Origin of the sequence: Nitrobacter vulgaris, assembly GCF_002028545.1 — a bacterium.
In the GTDB taxonomy this organism is placed as follows: domain Bacteria; phylum Pseudomonadota; class Alphaproteobacteria; order Rhizobiales; family Xanthobacteraceae; genus Nitrobacter; species Nitrobacter vulgaris.
Genome location: NZ_MWPQ01000055.1, coordinates 1 through 16,713 on the forward strand (window position 1 = coordinate 1; position 16,713 = coordinate 16,713).

Genomic DNA, 16,713 nt, shown 5'->3' on the forward strand with positions numbered 1-16,713 from the left:
CCGGGCTGAGCGGCTCGATGACGAGCAGTTGCAACTCGGCTTCGAAGACCTCAACGCCGATCTTGCGCGCGTCGAAACTAGCCTTCCGCCTCCGCCAGCCGAGAGCCGTCCCCCGAGGACCCAAAGCGAGCGCCCGAGCCTGCCGGTGCACTTGCCCCGCGAGGATGTCAGGCTCGATGTTGAGCATCAAACCTGCCCCTGTTGCGGCGGCATACTGCACTTGATCGGCGAAACGACGAGCGAGATGCTCGACCATGTGCCGGCGCGACTGCGGGTCATCCGCATCGGCCGGCCGCGCTATGGCTGTCGGGCCTGCGGGACTATCCATCAAGCGCCAGCACCAGAGCGGCCGATCGCCAAGGGGCTGGCCTCCCCGGCTCTGCTCGCCCATGTTCTGGTCTCCAAATACTGCGATCACCTCCCGCTCTACAGGCAGAGCCAGATCTTCGCCCGGCAGGGCGTCACGTTGGACCGCTCGACCTTGGCGAACTGGATCGGCGGCGCCTGCTGGTGGCTGGAGCCCCTTCAATCCAAGCTCGCTGAACACATCTTTGCATCGCAGAAACTGTTCGCCGACGACACGCCGATCCCGGTACTCGATCCCGGCCGCGGCCGCACCAAAACTGGCCGGTTGTGGGTGTACGCCCGCGATGACCGGCCTTGGAACGGACCGGATCCGCCAGCCGCGGTCTATCTCTACACTCCGGATCGCAAGGCTGAGCGTCCCGCTGCTCATCTGGCCAACTTCAGCGGCATCGTTCAGGTCGACGGTTATCCCGGGTTCGATCGGCTTCGCGACGGCGGTACCATCCAGCTCGCAGCTTGTTGGGCTCACGCCAGGCGGAAGTTCTACGAGGTGCAGCAGGCGACCGCCTCGCCTGTCGCGACCGAAGCGCTGCGACGCATCGCCGAGCTTTACGTGATCGAGGCCGCCATCCGCGGCCAGACCGCGGAAGCACGGCAAAGCATGCGTCGATCAAAGTCGTTGCCTCTGGTCACGGCGATGAAAGCATGGCTCGAAATGCAACTCGCCCAAATCCCGCCGCGCGGCGGGCTCGCCAATGCCACTCGCTATGCCCTGAGCCGCTGGGATGCTCTTTGCTGCTTCCTCAATGACGGCCGCATCGAGCTCGACACTAACACCGTCGAACGCGCCATTCGTCCGGTCACGCTCGGACGAAAGAACCACCTGTTCGCCGGATCAGATGGCGGGGCTCAGCGCTGGGCCACAGTCTGCTCCCTCATCACCACGGCAAAGCTAAATGACGTCGAGCCCTTCACCTATCTCAAGGACATCCTTGAACGCATGTCGGCCGGTCATCCCATGAGCCGGCTCGATCAGCTCTTGCCATGGAACTGGCGCCCGGCAACTATCCTCAACTAAGATAACGTGTCAGGAATAGACGCTTACTATTTCGCCATGTCGAAAGTGCGGAGCATGCCAATCAGGACCAGAAGCACCGCGCATGGCCACAGCAGATGGTTGCCGGTCTTCAATGCGGTCATGACCGCCGCAATCGCAGCGCAGACCGCGCCAGCCAACATCGGCGCCGGATTCTGGAATAGCGAACCCACAAGCGCCGCATATATCGCTGGCGACATCGTATCGGTATCGCGATGGTGGTCGGCCAACTGCATCGACTGCGCGCGCATCCTTTCCGCGCGCACAGTGTTACCGGCCGCTAGTGAAGCCTTTCTGAGCGAACATCGTTAGCGAGACGTTTGAACCAGTCACCTGAAGGCCGAATTTACCCTGTAAAACAGAATGTTATAGGATCAAGGTCCAACCGACGCCGATCCGGTTTCGGCTCGGGGATCCGGCTTATGAGAGCAAGGGCGACCATGCCGGATCGGACGCAAAACCAGGCGTGGGAACTTTCAGTTCGTTGCGGCCGGAGACGTCGATCGTATAAAGCGATGGTCCAGCGTTGCCGCCGGGGTCGCGGAAGAACATCAGGACCCGCCCGTTAGGCGCGAAGGTCGGACCCTCGTTGTGAAATCCCGACGTCAGAATTCGTTCGCCGGAACCGTCCGGCTTGATAATGCCGATGGAAAACTGACCACCGCCTTGCTTCGTGAAGGCGATGTAGTCACCGCGGGGTGACCATACCGGAGTCGAGTAGGAGCCTTCCCCGAACGAGATGCGTTGGGCCCCGCCGCCGGTCGCTCCCATCACATAAATTTGCGGTTTGCCGCCGCGATCCGACTCAAAACAGATGCGGGCGCCGTCCGGCGAATACGAGGGCGACGTGTCGATCGCCGGCGTGTCCGTCAGACGTGTCGTCGACTTCGAGCGAATGTCCATCACGAACAGGTTCGAGTTTCCACCCTGCTGCAGGCTCATGATGATGCGTTGGCCATCCGGCGCGAACCGCGGCGCGAACGACATACCGGGGAAGTTGCCGACGATTTCGCGCTGGCCGGTTTCGATGTTGAACAGATAGACCCGGGGATCGCCCTGCCCGAATTCCATATAGGTGATTTCCTGGGTCGACGGCGAAAAGCGCGGGGTGATCACGAGGTCAGCTCCGCGCGTGAGGTAGCGCACGTTGGCGCCGTCCTGATCCATCAGGGCCAGCCGCTTGACGCGGTGCTGCGCTGTTCCGGACTCATCGACGAACACCACGCGGCTGTCGAAATAGCCTTTCTCGCCGGTCAAACGCTCGTAAATCTGATCCGAGATGATGTGCGCGATCCGCCGCCAATATTCCGGCGATGTAAAATATTGCTGGCCTGCAAGCTGCTGGCCGGTCGCGACATCCCACAAACGAAACTCGGCCTTGAGCCGCCCGTCGCCCTGACGCGTCATACGTCCGGTCACCAGCGCCTGTGCGTTGATGGTCTTCCAGTCGGCGAACTGCGGCGGCACGTCGATATTGGTTATCTTCTGGATATACGCGGCCTGGTCGATTGGCGCGAACAACCCGCTGCGCTTGAGATTGTTGGTGATGACCTTGGCGACGCCGGCACCGACCTCGCTATCCGACGGCGAACCGGCAATGAAATTCGGAATGGCGATCGGGAGCGGCGCGACGTTGCCCTCGGTGATCTGGACCCGCGCCTGGGGGAAGGCTTGCCGGCCGCCCAGCAACACGGCAGCCGATGCCATCCCGGAAATCATGTGTCGGCGGTTCAGACGGAACGGCATTCTCTGCAATCCATTTCTCTCGATCATCGGTCAGACTTTTCATCCGCAACGTTCGTTGCTTACGACTTTCGTTCTGTGAATACGGGCTCGAAAAACTTCCATTCGTCGAAATATGCCGCAGGCAGATTGTACGGCTGGCATTCAATGATCGCGCGCAGCGCGCTTTCCTGATAAACGCGGAAGTAGGGTGTCGACGGGTTGCTGATCGCGGTCGGCGTGGTCTCCAGTGTGCCGTCGCGTTTCAGCTTGATGCTGAACACCGCTTCGGTCATCTGAGCTTCGAGCCCGCCATAGGGCTTTTTCCAGCAGCGCTCGACCTGGGACTTGAACATCGACCCCCAGGTCGCGGAATTGTCCGCGGCCTTGCCATGAGCGAGGCCGAGCGCGGCATTCGGATTCAGCGTGTCTCCGGTGACCGAGCGGCGGGTGGGCTCGCGCTTGTCAAGCAGCGCCGCAATCTTTGATTGGTCGAACACGCGCTCAGCCTTCTTCGCCTCTGCCTGGGCTTTCGCCTCGGCTTCTGCCTTGGCCTTTGCCTCGGCTTTGGCTTTGGCTTCCGCTTTCGCTTTCGCCTCGGCTTTTGCTTTCGCCTGCGCTTCGGCCTTCGCCTTGGCCTTGGCTTGAGCCTCCGCCTTTGCCTCAGCTAAGGCTTCCGCCTCGGCCTTCGCGGCCTCTGCTTTGGCTTTCGCATCCGCCTTGGCCTTTGCGTCGGCTGCTTTGGCTGCCGCCTCGGCCTTCGCTGCTGCTGCGGCAGCCTCGGCAGCGGCCTTGTCATCTGGTTTTGGTTGTTCTTTGGGTGCCACGTCGGTCATGACCGGCGGCTTCTTGTCGTCGATCTTGCCGACAGTGTCCTCCGGCGGAGGTGTGGCCTCGGCGACCTTCTCGACCAGGGGTTTCGGTTTTTCCTTCTTGCCGGTCTTCATTCCCGCCGTGACGTGGGCAAGTTGATCGGCGGAGATGATGTCGACCGGCAAAGATTCCTCTGGCACCGATTCGAAAGCCTTCGACGAAAACGACACCAACCCCCACCCGATCACAAGGACGTGCAGGGCAACCGATGCTGCCAATGTCTTATCGACCTTGATCTTCAACCTTAAGATCCCTGCTCCACTTCGGTGACCAGCGCCAGACGCTTGAACCCGGCGCCCGACAGCCGACCCATCACTCGCGCCACCGTGCCGTAGTCGGCCTTCTTGTCGGCGCGCATGAAGATGCGCTCGTCAAGACCGCCGCGTGCATCGGTGATCGCCGTCAATTTCGGAACCAGCTCCTCCATCGTGACTTCGGTGTCGTTGATGAAAATCCGTCCCTGAGCATCAACCGACAACTGCAAGGGCGTCTTGTCCTGCTCGAGGCTTTTGGCCTGGGTCTGCGGCAAATCGAGCGGAACGCCCACGGTCAAAAGCGGTGCCGACACCATGAAGATGATGAGAAGCACCAGCATGACGTCGACCATGGGCGTGACGTTGATCTCGGCCATCGGCTGTGACCGCCGCCGTCCTCTTCGTCCACCACCGCTGGAGGAAGCCGCTGCCGGATTCATTGCCATGATGGACCGCCCGTTTCCATGCCGCTTGACCTCACGCCCGCTCGTCGATCTGACGTGAGAGGATCGCGGAAAACTCGTCGGCAAAACCCTCAAGGCGCTGGGCCTGACGATTCACTTCCGCAGTGAACTTATTGTAAAAAATAGTCGCGGGGATGGCGGCGATAAGGCCGATTGCCGTTGCAAACAGCGCCTCGGCAATGCCCGGCGCCACCACCGCGAGCGAGGTATTCTTCGATGCGGCGATCGACTGGAAGCTCGACATAATGCCCCACACGGTCCCAAACAGGCCAACGAAAGGACCGGCAGAGCCTACGGTCGCTAACACCAGCAACCGCCGTTCCAGCCGCTCGATCTCCCGCGCGATGGAAACGTTCATCACTTTCTCGATCCGCATCTGAAGCCCGGCAATCGAGCGCGCCTGACTTTCGAAAGAACGTTTCCACTCGCGCATCGCTGCAACGAAACAGGCCGCCATCGATTGTGTCGGCTTGGCCGACAACGCCCGGTACAGGTCCTCAATCGACTCCCCTGACCAGAAGGCTTGCTCGAAACGGTCCATCGCGCGCTTGGTGCGGGCGTAGAGAAAGATCTTGTCGATCGCGATCGCCCACACCCACACCGAGCAGGCTAACAGGCCCAACATGACTGCTTTCACGATCCAGTGAGCGTGAAAAAAAAGCGTAATCAGCGACACGTCGGCCGAAGCTAGGGGCAAGGCTGACTGCGCCACGTCGGCCGGATTCATGAGCAGTTTCCTCTCAACGCAAGATATCCCTTCGACGCGAGGCGCGACCTCAAGCCGCCAGTTTCGCGGCCACGAACTCACGCGGCGTAAAAGCGCCACGTAACAAGCCGGTTGAGTCACTTGGGGGGTCTGTCCAATGCCGGAGCCTGCATCCCCTGCCAACGTGTCAAAACGAGGGCTAACGGCGCGCCTTTACGGCTGTAACCAAACGCTAATCATGGTTAAGACCAGGTTACCAAAGAGGATTGAGGCTCTGAAATCCGCCTTAATATTCCAACCCTTGCTCACCGTGAGCCGTGCCCGGCGGAGAGCGGGTGGAGGTGGCCGACCGTCGATTATTCCCCAGGACGGGAGTTCCGGCTCAATGGGCGTGTGGCGATGATCCGACGCCTGAATCGAGAGAGGCTTCAGACCCGCAGATGAGAAAAAGCCCGCCTGTCGGGACAGGCGGGCTTTCCTATCGGTTGGTGGAAGCCGGGCAGCGTCAAAACCAGCGCCGGTCGCAGCGTCCGATTAGTGACTACTGGTCTTGCGGCCTATCGTTCGGCGGCGTCGGCTGGGTGCGATGCTGGGCCATGAAGGCATCGAACTCTTCCTTGTCCTTGGCGTGACGAAGCCGTTCGAGAAAGTCCTTGAACTCCTTCTGCTCGTCCTCGAGCCGCCGCAGCGTCTCCATGCGATACTCGTCGAAGGCGCGGTTACCGCTGGACGGCGCGCCAAAACCGCGGAAGCCAAAACCGCGGCGCTCCATATGGTCCCGCATCCGGTCCATCTTGTACTGCATCCGTTGCATTTTGCTCTCAAACCGGTCGTTGCTCCAGCAGCCCATTTTCCTGCTCCCTAGAGTGAAAAAGAGAATCGCGAGACCGATCGGCCACCACACCATGAAGCCCAGCACGATCAGGACAATCCGGAACGGATGCCAGGGCGCGTCCGTGAAACAGTGGGAATACGGGGGCTGACCTTGGCCCCGCGCATTGTTGGGGCCATTCCAGCGATCGTAGTCAGCGGTGTGGGCCATAGGCCTTCTCCATGAACGGCGTCATGCCACGTGAATGTAAATAACATTTACATAGGTAGCCCACTAAAGGCTTTTGTCAAGCGTGACTTTGACTGGAAATGCGGGGTTTTGGCGGTGCTACGGTTTCCCGCCGTTGTAAGGTCTCGTCACATTGAAAGCGGCAAATACTGGCGAGCAGATCGGAAAGCCTATCCATAAGAAGCTCTTGGCCGATTGCCGCGACCGCACGATAAAACCCAGTCCCGGTATACGCGCAGCTGAACGGTTGGTCAGGTCGCGGACTTTTGATCCCACGGCCCTCGCGGCGGCTTGGCCGGGGCGTTCGGGTCTTCAGGCGACCTGCGTTCGGTCGGAAAGCCGAGCCCTCGCAGATAAATCAGCACGCCGGCTTCGAGCAGATCTTCGGCGGACATCGGCAGCTTGCGTCGCGCCGCGTCGCCGCGGCCGAACAGGGAGGCTATGCCGTGCGCCAACGACCAGATATGCAGCGCCATCATCAAAGCCGGTGGTCGCGCGACGCCCGGCGGTGTCAGTGCTGCAAGCCGTTCCGCCGCGGCGCGAATGATGCTGAAGGCGCGCTCGCTCGCGGCTGACAGCATCGGATTGACATCGGTCGGCAGCCCGGATTCGAACATCGCCGAGTAATAAGCCGGTTCGTTGCGGGCGAAGGCGAGATAAGCGCGGCCGACGCGCTCGAACGCGCTGACGGTATCCGGGCGTCCGTCATCCCATGCCTTGGTCAACACCGCCTCGAACTGCTCGAAGCCGCGTTGCGCGATGCTCGCCAGCAGTTCATCGCGATCACGGAAGTGCCGGTACGGCGCCGCCGGACTGACGCCTGCGGAACGCGCCGCATCGGCGAAGGTGAAACCCGCCGCGCCTTTCTCGGCGATCAGGCCGAGTGCCGCCTCCAGCAGGGCCTCCTTCAGATTGCCGTGATGGTAGCCCCGCTCCGGGCGGCGATGGTCCTTGCGCCAACTCATGTGAAGAGTTTTTACATGAGCACGCGGGAAACACCACTCGTTTCGTCCTGCTTTCATTCGAGAAGCAGGGCGAAATCCAGCATGAAGAACCGCAACCCGTCGCGGCGAACCCCGACCTCCGGTCAAACGAGGCCGGTTCGCCGGAAGTCGGCCAATGGCTGTGGCGGCCTGATGCGGAGCCTATCGGCGCGCGACCTCTGCGCGCAACCGTTCTTCCTGCTCGCGCAGTTCCGGCGTGAACGCCTCGCCGAAATCCTCCGCGTCGAACACCTGACGCAGTTCGAGTTCATCTCCGGGTGCGAAAGGCGCGCGTTTCATCCACTGGATCGCCTCGTCTTTTGAACCGACCTCGATCAGCCAGAATCCGCAGACGAGATCACTGGTCACCGGGAATGGGCCCTCTGTCACCACAGGTGCAGCGCCTGAATATTTGATGCGCGCGCCTTTCGAGGTCGGATGCAACCCCTCGCCCGCCTGCATCACACCGGCCTTCACCATCTCTTCGTTGAACCGACCCATCGCGGTCAGCATTTCGGTGCTCGGCATCTCGCCCGCTTCGGTTTCCTTCGTCGCCTTCACAATCACCATGAAACGCATCGCGATTCTCCTTCGATCCAGTGATCCAGGCCGTTTCTTGGCGGCCCCGCAATGAAGACGGGCGGACTGCGGCCTCTCCGACATGTCCGGTAGAAATTTTTAGGCGTGTGCGCTGATCCCTCAGTCGCCCTGCGGAAACATGTGGAAATACGGCTCGGCGTCCTTCAGCACGCGGGCATAGGACGGTCGCGCCTTGAGACGTTCCAGATAGGCGGCAAGATGTGGATGGCTGTCAGCATATGGCAGCACCCTGGCGGCATAGAACAACGCCGGCGCGGCTGCGCAATCCGCCATCGAGAAATCGTCGCCGGCTGCCCAGCTGCGCGATGCCATCTCGCGCTCGGCGATGTCATAAGCCGCGCGCATCCGCGTTTTCGCATCCTCAACGCCGTGCGGGTCCTTGCTACCGGCTGGCCGTAGCCGGTCGCCGACCACCTTTTGCATATGGTTGTGAATGTGCAGATCGTAAAAGCGGTCCTTCAGCCGCACCTCGCGCTCCGCGTCGCGATCTTGCGGGATGAACCGCGTCCCGCCCGGATAATACCTGTCGATATACTCAATGATGATGCTGGATTCCGGCACCACCTCGCCGCGGGCGGCATCCTGCAACACCGGAAATTTGCCGACACCCCACAGCTTCAGCAGCACCGCGCGCTCGTCCGGATCGCCGAGATCGACCGACATAGCCGTGAACGGCGTCGCGTTCTCATGGAACGCGATTAGTGCCTTGTGGCAATAGGACGACAGCGGATGCATGTACAGCGTCAGCGGCATGATGTTCTCCCGATAAGCGAGCGCTTTGCAGCACTGCATGTGATGACGCAAGACGAAACCATCACGCGTCGTCAAGCGCACATGAGCGCGTATCGCGCGTTTTCCATCGCAACAAATTCCCGCCGCATTGCTTGATCACGCTTGCATCATTGCTTCGGCCGCGGGGACAAGATGCGGGCGCAGCAATTCCAAGGGGCGTTCCGCGTAAACATCGATTCAATTTTGGCTCGCGCGCAAGCCGTGATGAGTCATGCCCGAACCACACTGGCCAAAACCAAATGGGGGAGGACACCATGACCGATGCCACAAAGCGGACGGCTTCCGGCACGCTCGCCGATATGTTCGCGCATATCATGGCGGTAACGGCGCTGCTGGTGATCGCAGCCTGCGTCTTCTACGTGAAATAGCTCTTCGGCCGCCGTCACGGCATCGCGAACACGACTGCGCGAGAGGAAAAATAAGCGAATCTCTCGCGTGTGTCCTCGAAGGGGACATGGGAATTGATTTTCATCCTGCTCCCCCAAGTATGAGCGGTTAATTCAGCTTTCCACTGCCTTGCGCAGATTGGCGAGACCAGCCTCGAAATCAGTACCGACCATGCGATCCATGTTGATGAACACGTGCATGATCTTGCCGATGAACGGCGTCGGCCCCTGCATCGTCCATGTGACACGGGTGCCATCGCCCTGAGGCTGCAATGTGAATTCGGCGGTGTTGTGCGCCTCGAAGGGTTTCAGGAAATCGAGCTTGATGACGACATTCTGGGAAGCGGGCGCATCGAGGATTTCCATGTGGCCCGTGCCGATATTGCTGTCGCCTTCCCAGGCGTAGGTCGCACCTTTGCCGCGTTCGGCGCCGCCGTAGGTCCGCTTCATCGCGGGATCGCGGGTCTCATAAGGCGACCACCGTCCCCACTGATGGAAGTCGGCAATCAGCGGGAAGATATTCTCCGGCGACGCCTTGATGACGGCCGACCGCTCAACGCGGAACGTATCGGGCTTGGTCGAAGCCAGTATTAGAACAACGGCGAGAGCAATGACGATGATGGCAATGACGGCGGCAAGGACTTTCAACATGGCAATCCCTCAAGTCTGGATAAACAGGACAGCCCAAGGACGAACGGCGAGGCGACATCCCGACAGGGCCGGACACTTTTTTGAATCAGCCCCCAGAACCCTACTCCGCCGCCCTGGTGCGAGGCGCGCCGTCTTTCATCAGCCGATCCAGATGCATGCGGATATGCGCCGCCTCCGCCGAGGTATTGGCGAGCGCGATGGCGCGGTCGAATGCAACGCGGGCTTCCTCGTCGCGGCCGAGTTGCATCAGGTATGCGCCCTTCGCGCCGAAGAAGTGAAAATAGCCTGACAGGCGCTGCTCCAGCGGCGAGATCAGCGCGAGCGCCGCTTCCGGCCCCTTCACCTTGGAGAGAGCCACGCTGCGATTGAGCGTCACCACCGGCGACGGCTGCAATTGCTCCAGCGTCGCGTAAAGAAGATCGATCTGGCGCCAGTCGGTATCCTCCGGCTTTGGCGCGCTCGCATGAAGCGCCGCGATTGCCGCCTGCACCTGATAGGGGCCGGCGCGACGATGGCGCATCGCCTTGTCGATCAGCGCCGTGCCTTCCGTGATCATCTTTCTGTTCCACAGACTGCGGTCCTGATCCTCGAGCAGGATCACTTCGCCGTCGGAATCAAAGCGTGCGGCAGCGCGGGCATGCTGCAATAGCAACAGTGCCGTCAGCCCCATGATCTCCGGCTCGTTCTGAAACAGCCGAAGCAGCAGCCGCGCCAGGCGAATCGCCTCCTCACATAGCGGCGCCCGGACCTCGGAGGTGCCGCCGTTCGCCGAATAACCTTCGTTGAAGACGAGGTAGATCATGGCGGCAACGACGCCGAGCCGCTCGCTGCGCTCGACCGCGCCAGGCGTCTCGAACGCGACGCCGGCTTTCGCAACCGCCGCCTTGGCACGGGTGATGCGCTGCTCCATCGCAGCTTCGCTGACGAGAAATGCACGCGCGATCTGCTTCACCGTCAGACCCGAGACGATACGCAGCGCCAGCGCGATCTGCTGCGTCGCAGGCAGATCAGGATGGCAGCAGATGAACAGCAAACGCAAAATATCGTCGCGGTAGTGCGAGCCGTCGAGCCGCTCGGCGATTTCACTCTCGGCGTCGCCGAGGTCGGAGATCACATCGTCGTCCGGTAATTCCTGCTGCTTGCTCCGCCGCCGCACCTCGTCAAGCGCGGCGTTGCGCCCGACCATGATCAGCCACGCCGCCGGATCGCGCGGCGGCCCGTTTTCCGGCCAGTTCCTCAAGGCCCGCAAGCAGGCGTTCTGGTACGCCTCCTCGGCTGTGTCGAGATTGCGGAAATAGCGCAAGAGCGCGCCGAGCGCCTGGGGTCGCGCCGCCGTCAGGGCCGCATCGATCCAGGCGACGTCGGTCATGTCAGACCCCCTCCGGAATCGAACAGGCCGACGGGACGGATTTCATAGGAGCCACCCGGATTCGCCTCGCCGAGTTCCTGCGCCGCCTCCAGCGCCTCCTCAAGGTTCTTGCAGTCGATCAGGTAGAACCCGAGCAACTGCTCCTTGGTTTCTGCGAACGGACCATCGACGATCAACGGCGGGTTTTCCTTGCGCAAAGTGGTCGCCGCGGTGGTCGGCAGCAGCCGTGCCACCGGTCCAAGCCGGCCCTGCTTCTTCAACTTGTCCTGCACGACCGCGAGCTTTTGCATGACGGCAGCGTCCTGCTCCTTGCTCCAGGAACAGACGACATCCTCGTTATGGTAGCAAAGTAGGGCATAGAGCATGCGCAATGGTCCTTCTTCCTCTCAGGACGAACCAGTATGCCGATAGCCGACACATGACCCAACAAAATTTCCGGGGGGATTTTTTGGGCGACAGCACGCGCAAGGTCCAAACGCCCTTGGATAGCCGACGCGACCATTGAGTTATGGAAACGCGCCTTTTGACTTCCCGGCCCCCAACCAGGATAACGGGTTCGGGTTTGAGAAAAAGAAGCTAACCGTTCGCCGCCGCCTCGATATCGGCAATGACGATCTTCTTCATCTTCAACATCGCCTTCATGGCACGACCGGCTTTGGCTCGATCCGGATCCTGCAACAGGCGCGGCATCATATCGGGTACCACCTGCCACGACACGCCAAACCTGTCCTTGAGCCACCCACACTTAAGGGGCCCGCCGCCATCGGCGGTGAGCTTGTTCCAGTAGTAGTCAACCTCGTCCTGCGACTTACAGTCGATGCTGAACGAGACAGCTTCACTGAACTGGAAATGCGGGCCGCCGTTCAACGCGATGAACCGCCTTCCCTCGAGATCAAAGGCGACGGTCAGCACCGTTCCGGGCGGCTTAGAGCCGCCTTCGCCATAATAGGTCGTTTCGACGATCTTCGAATTGCTGAACACGGTGGTGTAAAATTTCACTGCTTCCTCGGCCTGCGTATCGAACTAAAGGAACGGGGTGATGTTGGGCATCGTGGGCTCCATGATTGCGCGCCCCGGTTGATGCGAGGCACCCCGCCAGCAACCGTCGGGTTCCGCAAGGACGTGGCCAAAGGACGACCGGCCCCGCCGCGATCGACATCACTAAGGGATTTTTATATCAGACATTTTTCCGCCTGGATTCGGCGACGTCCCGCCATTGTCGGCCATGCAAATCATCGTGACCGTCGGGGCATGGTGGTCCGGAATATCGGCGTGAGGCGCGCTCAAATCTTAAGAGGGATCTTCGTGTGATCCCCGGTGATCAGACCTGATCGGCCTTCATCGCGACACGAAGCGCCTTGGGTATCGGCTTCGCCCGCCCTTCGGATATGAACGCCACCTTCACCCTCGCGTCCAGCAGCAGCACGTCGCCACACCGCACCTCCTGATGCAAGGTGATCGAGGCGCCCCGGACTTCCAGTGGCCGCGTCACGATGTCGAGTACGTCGTCCATCCGCGCGGGCTTCAGAAACTCGAGCTGCATCGCGCGCACCACGAAGGCAAAACTGGGCGCCTCGCTTTCGGCCTCCGCGAACAGCGCGCGCTGGTCGGCGCCGAGCAGCCGCAGATAGTTGCTACGTCCACGCTCCATGAAGCGCAGATAATTAGCGTGATAGACGAGGCCGGTAAAATCCGTGTCCTCATAATAGACGCGGACTTGCATGTGATGCCTGCCGTCGCGAATCTCGCCGTCGAGATGGCGGGTCTGCGGCGACGCATTCATTGATCTTCGTCCTGCCCGAACAATCCGAACTGCGCGGGATCGCGCGAGGGCTCAGTCAGGCCGAGATGACGGAACGCGTGTGACGTGAGCAGCCGTCCGCGCGGCGTGCGCTGCAGGTAGCCGCACTGGATCAAAAACGGCTCGATGATGTCCTCGATGGCGTCGCGCGGCTCCGACAGCGCCGCCGCCATGGTCTCTACCCCCACAGGTCCGCCACCATAGTTCAGCGCAATGGTCGTGAGGTAGCGGCGGTCCATCGCATCGAGACCGGCCGCATCGACTTCGAGCGCGCCGAGCGCGTGGTCGGCGATTTTCCGGTCGATCGACGCCGCATCGGCGGCGGACGCGAAATCGCGCACCCGGCGCAGCAGGCGGCCGGCGATGCGCGGGGTGCCGCGGGCGCGGCGGGCGATCTCGTTGGCGCCGTCCGCCGTCATGCCGACATTGAGAACACGGGCGCCACGGCTGACGATCCTCTCCAGCTCATCGACGGTGTAAAAATTCAATCGCACCGGAATCCCGAAGCGGTCGCGCAGCGGATTGGTCAAAAGCCCCGCGCGCGTGGTGGCGCCGACCAGGGTGAACTTCGCAAGCTCGATCTTGACCGAGCGGGCCGCCGGCCCCTCGCCGATGATGAGATCGAGTTGAAAATCCTCCATCGCCGGATAGAGCACCTCCTCCACCGCCGGCGAGAGGCGATGAATTTCATCAATGAACAACACGTCGCGCTCTTCGAGGTTAGTCAGAAGCGCTGCGAGATCGCCGGCCTTGGCGATCACGGGACCGGAGGTGGCGCGAAAGCCGACGCCGAGTTCGCGCGCGACGATTTGCGCCAGCGTGGTCTTGCCAAGGCCCGGAGGGCCGACGAACAGCACGTGGTCGAGCGCCTCTTTTCGTTTACGGGCAGCATCGATGAAGATCTGCAGGTTAGCGCGGGCCTGCGCCTGGCCGACGAACTCGGCCAGCTTCTGCGGCCGCAGCGCGGTGTCGCCGACATCGTCGGCGCGGCGCTCGGGCGTGACGATGCGGGATGGCGTGGTCACTTCGACAGCTCCTTCAAGCCGAGCCGGATCAGTTGCGCGGTCTCCGCATTTTCGCCAGCGCCGCGCGAGGCGGCCGCGATCGCTGCGGTCGCCTGCGGTTGACCGTAACCGAGATTAACCAGTGCGGAGATCGCATCTCGCACCGGGCGCGGCGCATGCTGGTCATCGACGGCGCCTGCGAGATGCACCACCGCCGGATCGACATTGGCGAAGGACGGCGCCTTGTCCTTCAGTTCGGTGACGATGCGTTCGGCCACCTTCGGTCCGACCCCCGGCGTGCGCGCCACCGCAGCCTTGTCGCGGAGCGCAATGGCGTTAGCCAGATCGGCCGGCGACAGCGTGCCCAGCACCGCGAGTGCCACCCTCGCACCGACGCCCTGCACCGTCTGCAACAGACGGAACCACTCGCGCTCGTGGTCGGTGCGGAAACCGAACAGCTTGATCTGGTCCTCGCGCACATACGTCTCGATCGACAGCACCGCCGCCTCGCCCGGCGACGGCAGCGTCTGCAGCGTGCGCGAGGCGCAATGCACCTGATAGCCGACGCCGCCGACATCGAGGATCACGTAGTCCTCGCCGTAGGAGTCGATGATGCCTTTCAGTTTACCGATCATGCGCCCGCCACCTTCATCCGCAGCGCCGCAGCGCCCCGGTGATGCGCGTGGGTAATGGCAATAGCGAGCGCGTCGGCGGCGTCCGCGCTCTTCGGATCGGCTTTCGGCAGCAGGATTTTCAGCATCGCCTGGATCTGGGTCTTGTCGGCGTGTCCCGCGCCAACCACGGTCTTCTTTACTTGGTTGGGCGCGTATTCCGCCACCGCGATGCCGAACATCGCCGGCGCCAGCATCGCAACGCCGCGCGCCTGTCCGAGCTTCAGCGTCGCCACGCCATCCTTGTTGACGAAGGTCTGCTCGATCGCAGCCTCGGCGGGACGGAATCGGTCAAGCACCGCGCCGAGCCCGGCATGGATCGCCAGCAGCCGGCTCGCCAGCGCCATATGTTCGCGCGTCTCGACCGAGCCGCAGCCGACGAAGATCAGCCGGTTGCCCTCGATGTCGAGCACGCCCCAGCCGGTGCGGCGCAGGCCCGGATCAATGCCCAGAATGCGAATCGGTGCGGAGGTCATGGCCCATGTTAGCGCAAAGCATCCCGCTGCGTCCCCCAAGCGGGCTCCGGCTCTATTCGTTTCAACGCAATCGCACGGCCAGGACAGTCTCCCGAGGCGGGGCCATGATAAGCAACGTTGCGGCGAATCCTGGTTTGTCGAACCTTGCCCGTTCCGGTAACGACAAAACCGTATCCGCCATCCGACCGATCGATCCATGTTCGGCTGAACATGGTCCGCTCGGAGACGGGATGGCCACGTCATAAGCGACGGCAGATCCGTCTCCGAGACAGGACCGAAGAGGAATCTCAAGCGTCATGCGGACAGCAGTTGCCGTTTTCTTCATGATGACGATCGTCAGCACCGCTGTTTCGGCCGATTCGCCAACCGCCGCGCAAAGCCGGTTCACGTCCATTGCCAACAAGGACTGCACTTTCGCTCCGATCGGCGACGAGCCGGGCGACGAGGAAGACCAACTCAAGACATGTCCTGGCGTCGGTGGCGCGCAGGTGCTGGTCAACGCCCTGGGAACTCGTCTGCGGATAGGCTTCCGCTGGCCGAAGGGAGCTCACCCGCAAAAGATCATCTGGGCGGTGGAAGCATGGTCCGCCGGATCAGCCGTCGACTGGCGCGGGTCTGGCAAGGGCAAGGAGTTCGAGCCTTATGCCGCGATCGTCAGGATGAAACTCCAGAAACAGGATTTGCCGGTTTCGGGCGACCAGGTACTCGCCGTGATCCGGGTCGCACAGGATACCGCCTGCGTCATGGGGGCTGTTGACACCGGAGCGAACCCGAATGCCAATGAAGCTGCGCATGCACTCGCCGATGCAGCGGCATCGTTCGCATGTGGCAAGGACAAGCCAACGATCGGCGGAATGAGAACCAAGGCCGCAGAAGAGATTGTGCAAGGCATCGCCGAATGATGAACCGGCAGATCAAGCCAACAGGCCGGCAAGCGTAAGCCGCCGGTGCTGGAGCACGGACGGAAAGAGTATTCGCCAAGAGAATTGAGGCGGCCAGTCAGGTCGCGCGTCGAGCTAACCCTTCAACCGCATTCTGCCGGGGTTTTCACCACGATGAGCATACTGTTCAGAATCGTCCTTGCGTCCGTCCTCACGAGCCCTGCGCTTGCACTCGCGCAAACGCCGAAAAAACCCGCCGCGTCTCCTGCCTTGGAGGCGGAATTCAATGCCTTTATCGTCAAGTTCCGAGCGGCTTTGAAAGCGAACGATCCGGCTGCCGTCGCCAGCATGACCAAGCTGCCTTTCATGGGTGACAAGGCGTACGCGGATGCCGCACAGTTTCGGGCGAAGGCTTATCCGGAACTGTTCCCCGCGAAAGATCGTGCGTGCATCCAGCGGAAGAAAGCGGAATACGGTCGAGATGGCGAGAACAACGACAACTACTTTGTCATCTGCGGCGAGAGCATTTTTACCTTCACCAGGACGCCAGCCGGATTCCTTCTGACGGAGGTTGGCGTAAATGATTAGGCATGCGCCATGGCGTTTTCGAGCAAAGTG

Annotated in this window: 18 protein-coding genes and 2 pseudogenes; 3 read left to right on the forward strand and 17 right to left on the reverse strand. The window is 61.7% G+C overall.

The window, feature by feature from the left end:
• Positions 1-1,384 (forward strand): IS66 family transposase (tnpC, locus tag B2M20_RS15735; protein WP_079447990.1); only part of this gene is annotated, 1,384 nt, incomplete at its 5' end.
• A gap of 29 nt (positions 1,385-1,413) precedes the next feature.
• Here tnpC and B2M20_RS15740 read toward each other — a convergent pair.
• The 17 genes and pseudogenes from B2M20_RS15740 to ruvC all read right to left on the reverse strand — a co-directional run.
• Positions 1,414-1,638, reverse strand: a pseudogene (locus B2M20_RS15740) (hypothetical protein); the annotation flags it as partial.
• Between the two features lie 184 nt (positions 1,639-1,822).
• Positions 1,823-3,148: a Tol-Pal system beta propeller repeat protein TolB gene (tolB, locus tag B2M20_RS15745; protein WP_079447991.1), complete on the reverse strand. Its 1,326-nt coding sequence runs from the start codon at positions 3,146-3,148 to the stop codon at positions 1,823-1,825.
• 59 nt (positions 3,149-3,207) lie between these two features.
• On the reverse strand, positions 3,208-4,233 hold the full coding sequence (tolA, locus tag B2M20_RS15750) for a cell envelope integrity protein TolA (RefSeq protein ID WP_079448118.1): 1,026 nt from the start codon (positions 4,231-4,233) through the stop codon (positions 3,208-3,210).
• Positions 4,234-4,241: 8 nt separating this feature from the next.
• Positions 4,242-4,697, reverse strand: coding sequence for a protein TolR (gene tolR / locus B2M20_RS15755; protein ID WP_079447992.1), 456 nt, complete (start codon positions 4,695-4,697; stop codon positions 4,242-4,244).
• 31 nt (positions 4,698-4,728) lie between these two features.
• A complete protein-coding gene (gene tolQ / locus B2M20_RS15760) occupies positions 4,729-5,442 on the reverse strand; it encodes a protein TolQ (RefSeq protein WP_079447993.1) in 714 nt (237 codons plus the stop codon).
• A 520-nt stretch (positions 5,443-5,962) separates the two neighbouring features.
• Positions 5,963-6,463: a DUF2852 domain-containing protein gene (locus B2M20_RS15765; RefSeq protein ID WP_079447994.1), complete on the reverse strand. Its 501-nt coding sequence runs from the start codon at positions 6,461-6,463 to the stop codon at positions 5,963-5,965.
• Positions 6,464-6,732: 269 nt separating this feature from the next.
• Entirely contained in the window at positions 6,733-7,446 is a 714-nt protein-coding gene (locus tag B2M20_RS15770; RefSeq protein ID WP_079447995.1) for a TetR/AcrR family transcriptional regulator, read from the reverse strand.
• Positions 7,447-7,626: 180 nt separating this feature from the next.
• Entirely contained in the window at positions 7,627-8,043 is a 417-nt protein-coding gene (locus B2M20_RS15775) for a YciI family protein (RefSeq protein ID WP_079447996.1), read from the reverse strand.
• Between the two features lie 120 nt (positions 8,044-8,163).
• Positions 8,164-8,817, reverse strand: a complete 654-nt coding sequence (locus B2M20_RS15780) for a glutathione S-transferase family protein (protein WP_079448119.1) — start codon at positions 8,815-8,817, stop codon at positions 8,164-8,166.
• Positions 8,818-9,356: 539 nt separating this feature from the next.
• Complete coding sequence (locus tag B2M20_RS15785) at positions 9,357-9,893, reverse strand: SRPBCC family protein (RefSeq protein ID WP_079447997.1); 537 nt, start codon at positions 9,891-9,893, stop codon at positions 9,357-9,359.
• A gap of 100 nt (positions 9,894-9,993) precedes the next feature.
• Positions 9,994-11,262 carry an RNA polymerase sigma factor gene (locus tag B2M20_RS15790; RefSeq protein ID WP_079447998.1) on the reverse strand — a complete coding sequence of 423 codons (1,269 nt, stop codon included), beginning with the start codon at positions 11,260-11,262 and terminating at the stop codon, positions 9,994-9,996.
• Complete coding sequence (locus tag B2M20_RS15795) at positions 11,259-11,627, reverse strand: YciI family protein (protein ID WP_079447999.1); 369 nt, start codon at positions 11,625-11,627, stop codon at positions 11,259-11,261. The genes B2M20_RS15790 and B2M20_RS15795 overlap by 4 nt, the downstream gene beginning before the upstream one ends.
• 211 nt (positions 11,628-11,838) lie before the next feature.
• A pseudogene (locus B2M20_RS15800) lies at positions 11,839-12,312 on the reverse strand (VOC family protein).
• 271 nt (positions 12,313-12,583) lie between these two features.
• Positions 12,584-13,045 carry a tol-pal system-associated acyl-CoA thioesterase gene (gene ybgC / locus B2M20_RS15805; protein ID WP_079448000.1) on the reverse strand — a complete coding sequence of 154 codons (462 nt, stop codon included), beginning with the start codon at positions 13,043-13,045 and terminating at the stop codon, positions 12,584-12,586.
• Complete coding sequence (ruvB, locus tag B2M20_RS15810; RefSeq protein WP_079448001.1) at positions 13,042-14,088, reverse strand: Holliday junction branch migration DNA helicase RuvB; 1,047 nt, start codon at positions 14,086-14,088, stop codon at positions 13,042-13,044. Before ruvB ends, ybgC begins: the two co-directional genes overlap by 4 nt.
• Positions 14,085-14,702: a Holliday junction branch migration protein RuvA gene (gene ruvA / locus B2M20_RS15815; protein WP_079448002.1), complete on the reverse strand. Its 618-nt coding sequence runs from the start codon at positions 14,700-14,702 to the stop codon at positions 14,085-14,087. Before ruvA ends, ruvB begins: the two co-directional genes overlap by 4 nt.
• On the reverse strand, positions 14,699-15,214 hold the full coding sequence (gene ruvC, locus B2M20_RS15820) for a crossover junction endodeoxyribonuclease RuvC (protein ID WP_079448003.1): 516 nt from the start codon (positions 15,212-15,214) through the stop codon (positions 14,699-14,701). The genes ruvA and ruvC overlap by 4 nt, the downstream gene beginning before the upstream one ends.
• 296 nt (positions 15,215-15,510) lie before the next feature.
• Between ruvC and B2M20_RS15825 the strand changes: the two genes are divergently transcribed.
• Both B2M20_RS15825 and B2M20_RS15830 read left to right on the forward strand, forming a co-directional pair.
• On the forward strand, positions 15,511-16,116 hold the full coding sequence (locus B2M20_RS15825) for a hypothetical protein (protein WP_079448004.1): 606 nt from the start codon (positions 15,511-15,513) through the stop codon (positions 16,114-16,116).
• A 153-nt stretch (positions 16,117-16,269) separates the two neighbouring features.
• Positions 16,270-16,683 carry a hypothetical protein gene (locus B2M20_RS15830; RefSeq protein WP_079448005.1) on the forward strand — a complete coding sequence of 138 codons (414 nt, stop codon included), beginning with the start codon at positions 16,270-16,272 and terminating at the stop codon, positions 16,681-16,683.
• Positions 16,684-16,713 lie beyond the last annotated feature (30 nt).

Excerpts from the sequence above, each read along its gene's own strand:
- B2M20_RS15785 (WP_079447997.1), bottom strand. The coding sequence starts at position 9,893 with ATGTTGAAAGTCCTTGCCGCCGTCATTGCCATCATCGTCATTGCTCTC.
- B2M20_RS15765 (WP_079447994.1), bottom strand. The coding sequence starts at position 6,463 with ATGGCCCACACCGCTGACTACGATCGCTGGAATGGCCCCAACAATGCG.
- B2M20_RS15775 (WP_079447996.1), bottom strand. The coding sequence starts at position 8,043 with ATGCGTTTCATGGTGATTGTGAAGGCGACGAAGGAAACCGAAGCGGGC.
- ybgC (WP_079448000.1), bottom strand. The coding sequence starts at position 13,045 with ATGAATGCGTCGCCGCAGACCCGCCATCTCGACGGCGAGATTCGCGAC.
- tolQ (WP_079447993.1), bottom strand. The coding sequence starts at position 5,442 with ATGAATCCGGCCGACGTGGCGCAGTCAGCCTTGCCCCTAGCTTCGGCC.
- ruvC (WP_079448003.1), bottom strand. The coding sequence starts at position 15,214 with ATGACCTCCGCACCGATTCGCATTCTGGGCATTGATCCGGGCCTGCGC.
- B2M20_RS15825 (WP_079448004.1), top strand. The coding sequence starts at position 15,511 with ATGCGGACAGCAGTTGCCGTTTTCTTCATGATGACGATCGTCAGCACC.
- tolR (WP_079447992.1), bottom strand. The coding sequence starts at position 4,697 with ATGGCAATGAATCCGGCAGCGGCTTCCTCCAGCGGTGGTGGACGAAGA.
- B2M20_RS15780 (WP_079448119.1), bottom strand. The coding sequence starts at position 8,817 with ATGCCGCTGACGCTGTACATGCATCCGCTGTCGTCCTATTGCCACAAG.
- B2M20_RS15830 (WP_079448005.1), top strand. The coding sequence starts at position 16,270 with ATGAGCATACTGTTCAGAATCGTCCTTGCGTCCGTCCTCACGAGCCCT.
- tolB (WP_079447991.1), bottom strand. The coding sequence starts at position 3,148 with ATGCCGTTCCGTCTGAACCGCCGACACATGATTTCCGGGATGGCATCG.
- ruvA (WP_079448002.1), bottom strand. The coding sequence starts at position 14,702 with ATGATCGGTAAACTGAAAGGCATCATCGACTCCTACGGCGAGGACTAC.
- B2M20_RS15770 (WP_079447995.1), bottom strand. The coding sequence starts at position 7,446 with ATGAGTTGGCGCAAGGACCATCGCCGCCCGGAGCGGGGCTACCATCAC.
- B2M20_RS15790 (WP_079447998.1), bottom strand. The coding sequence starts at position 11,262 with ATGACCGACGTCGCCTGGATCGATGCGGCCCTGACGGCGGCGCGACCC.
- B2M20_RS15795 (WP_079447999.1), bottom strand. The coding sequence starts at position 11,627 with ATGCTCTATGCCCTACTTTGCTACCATAACGAGGATGTCGTCTGTTCC.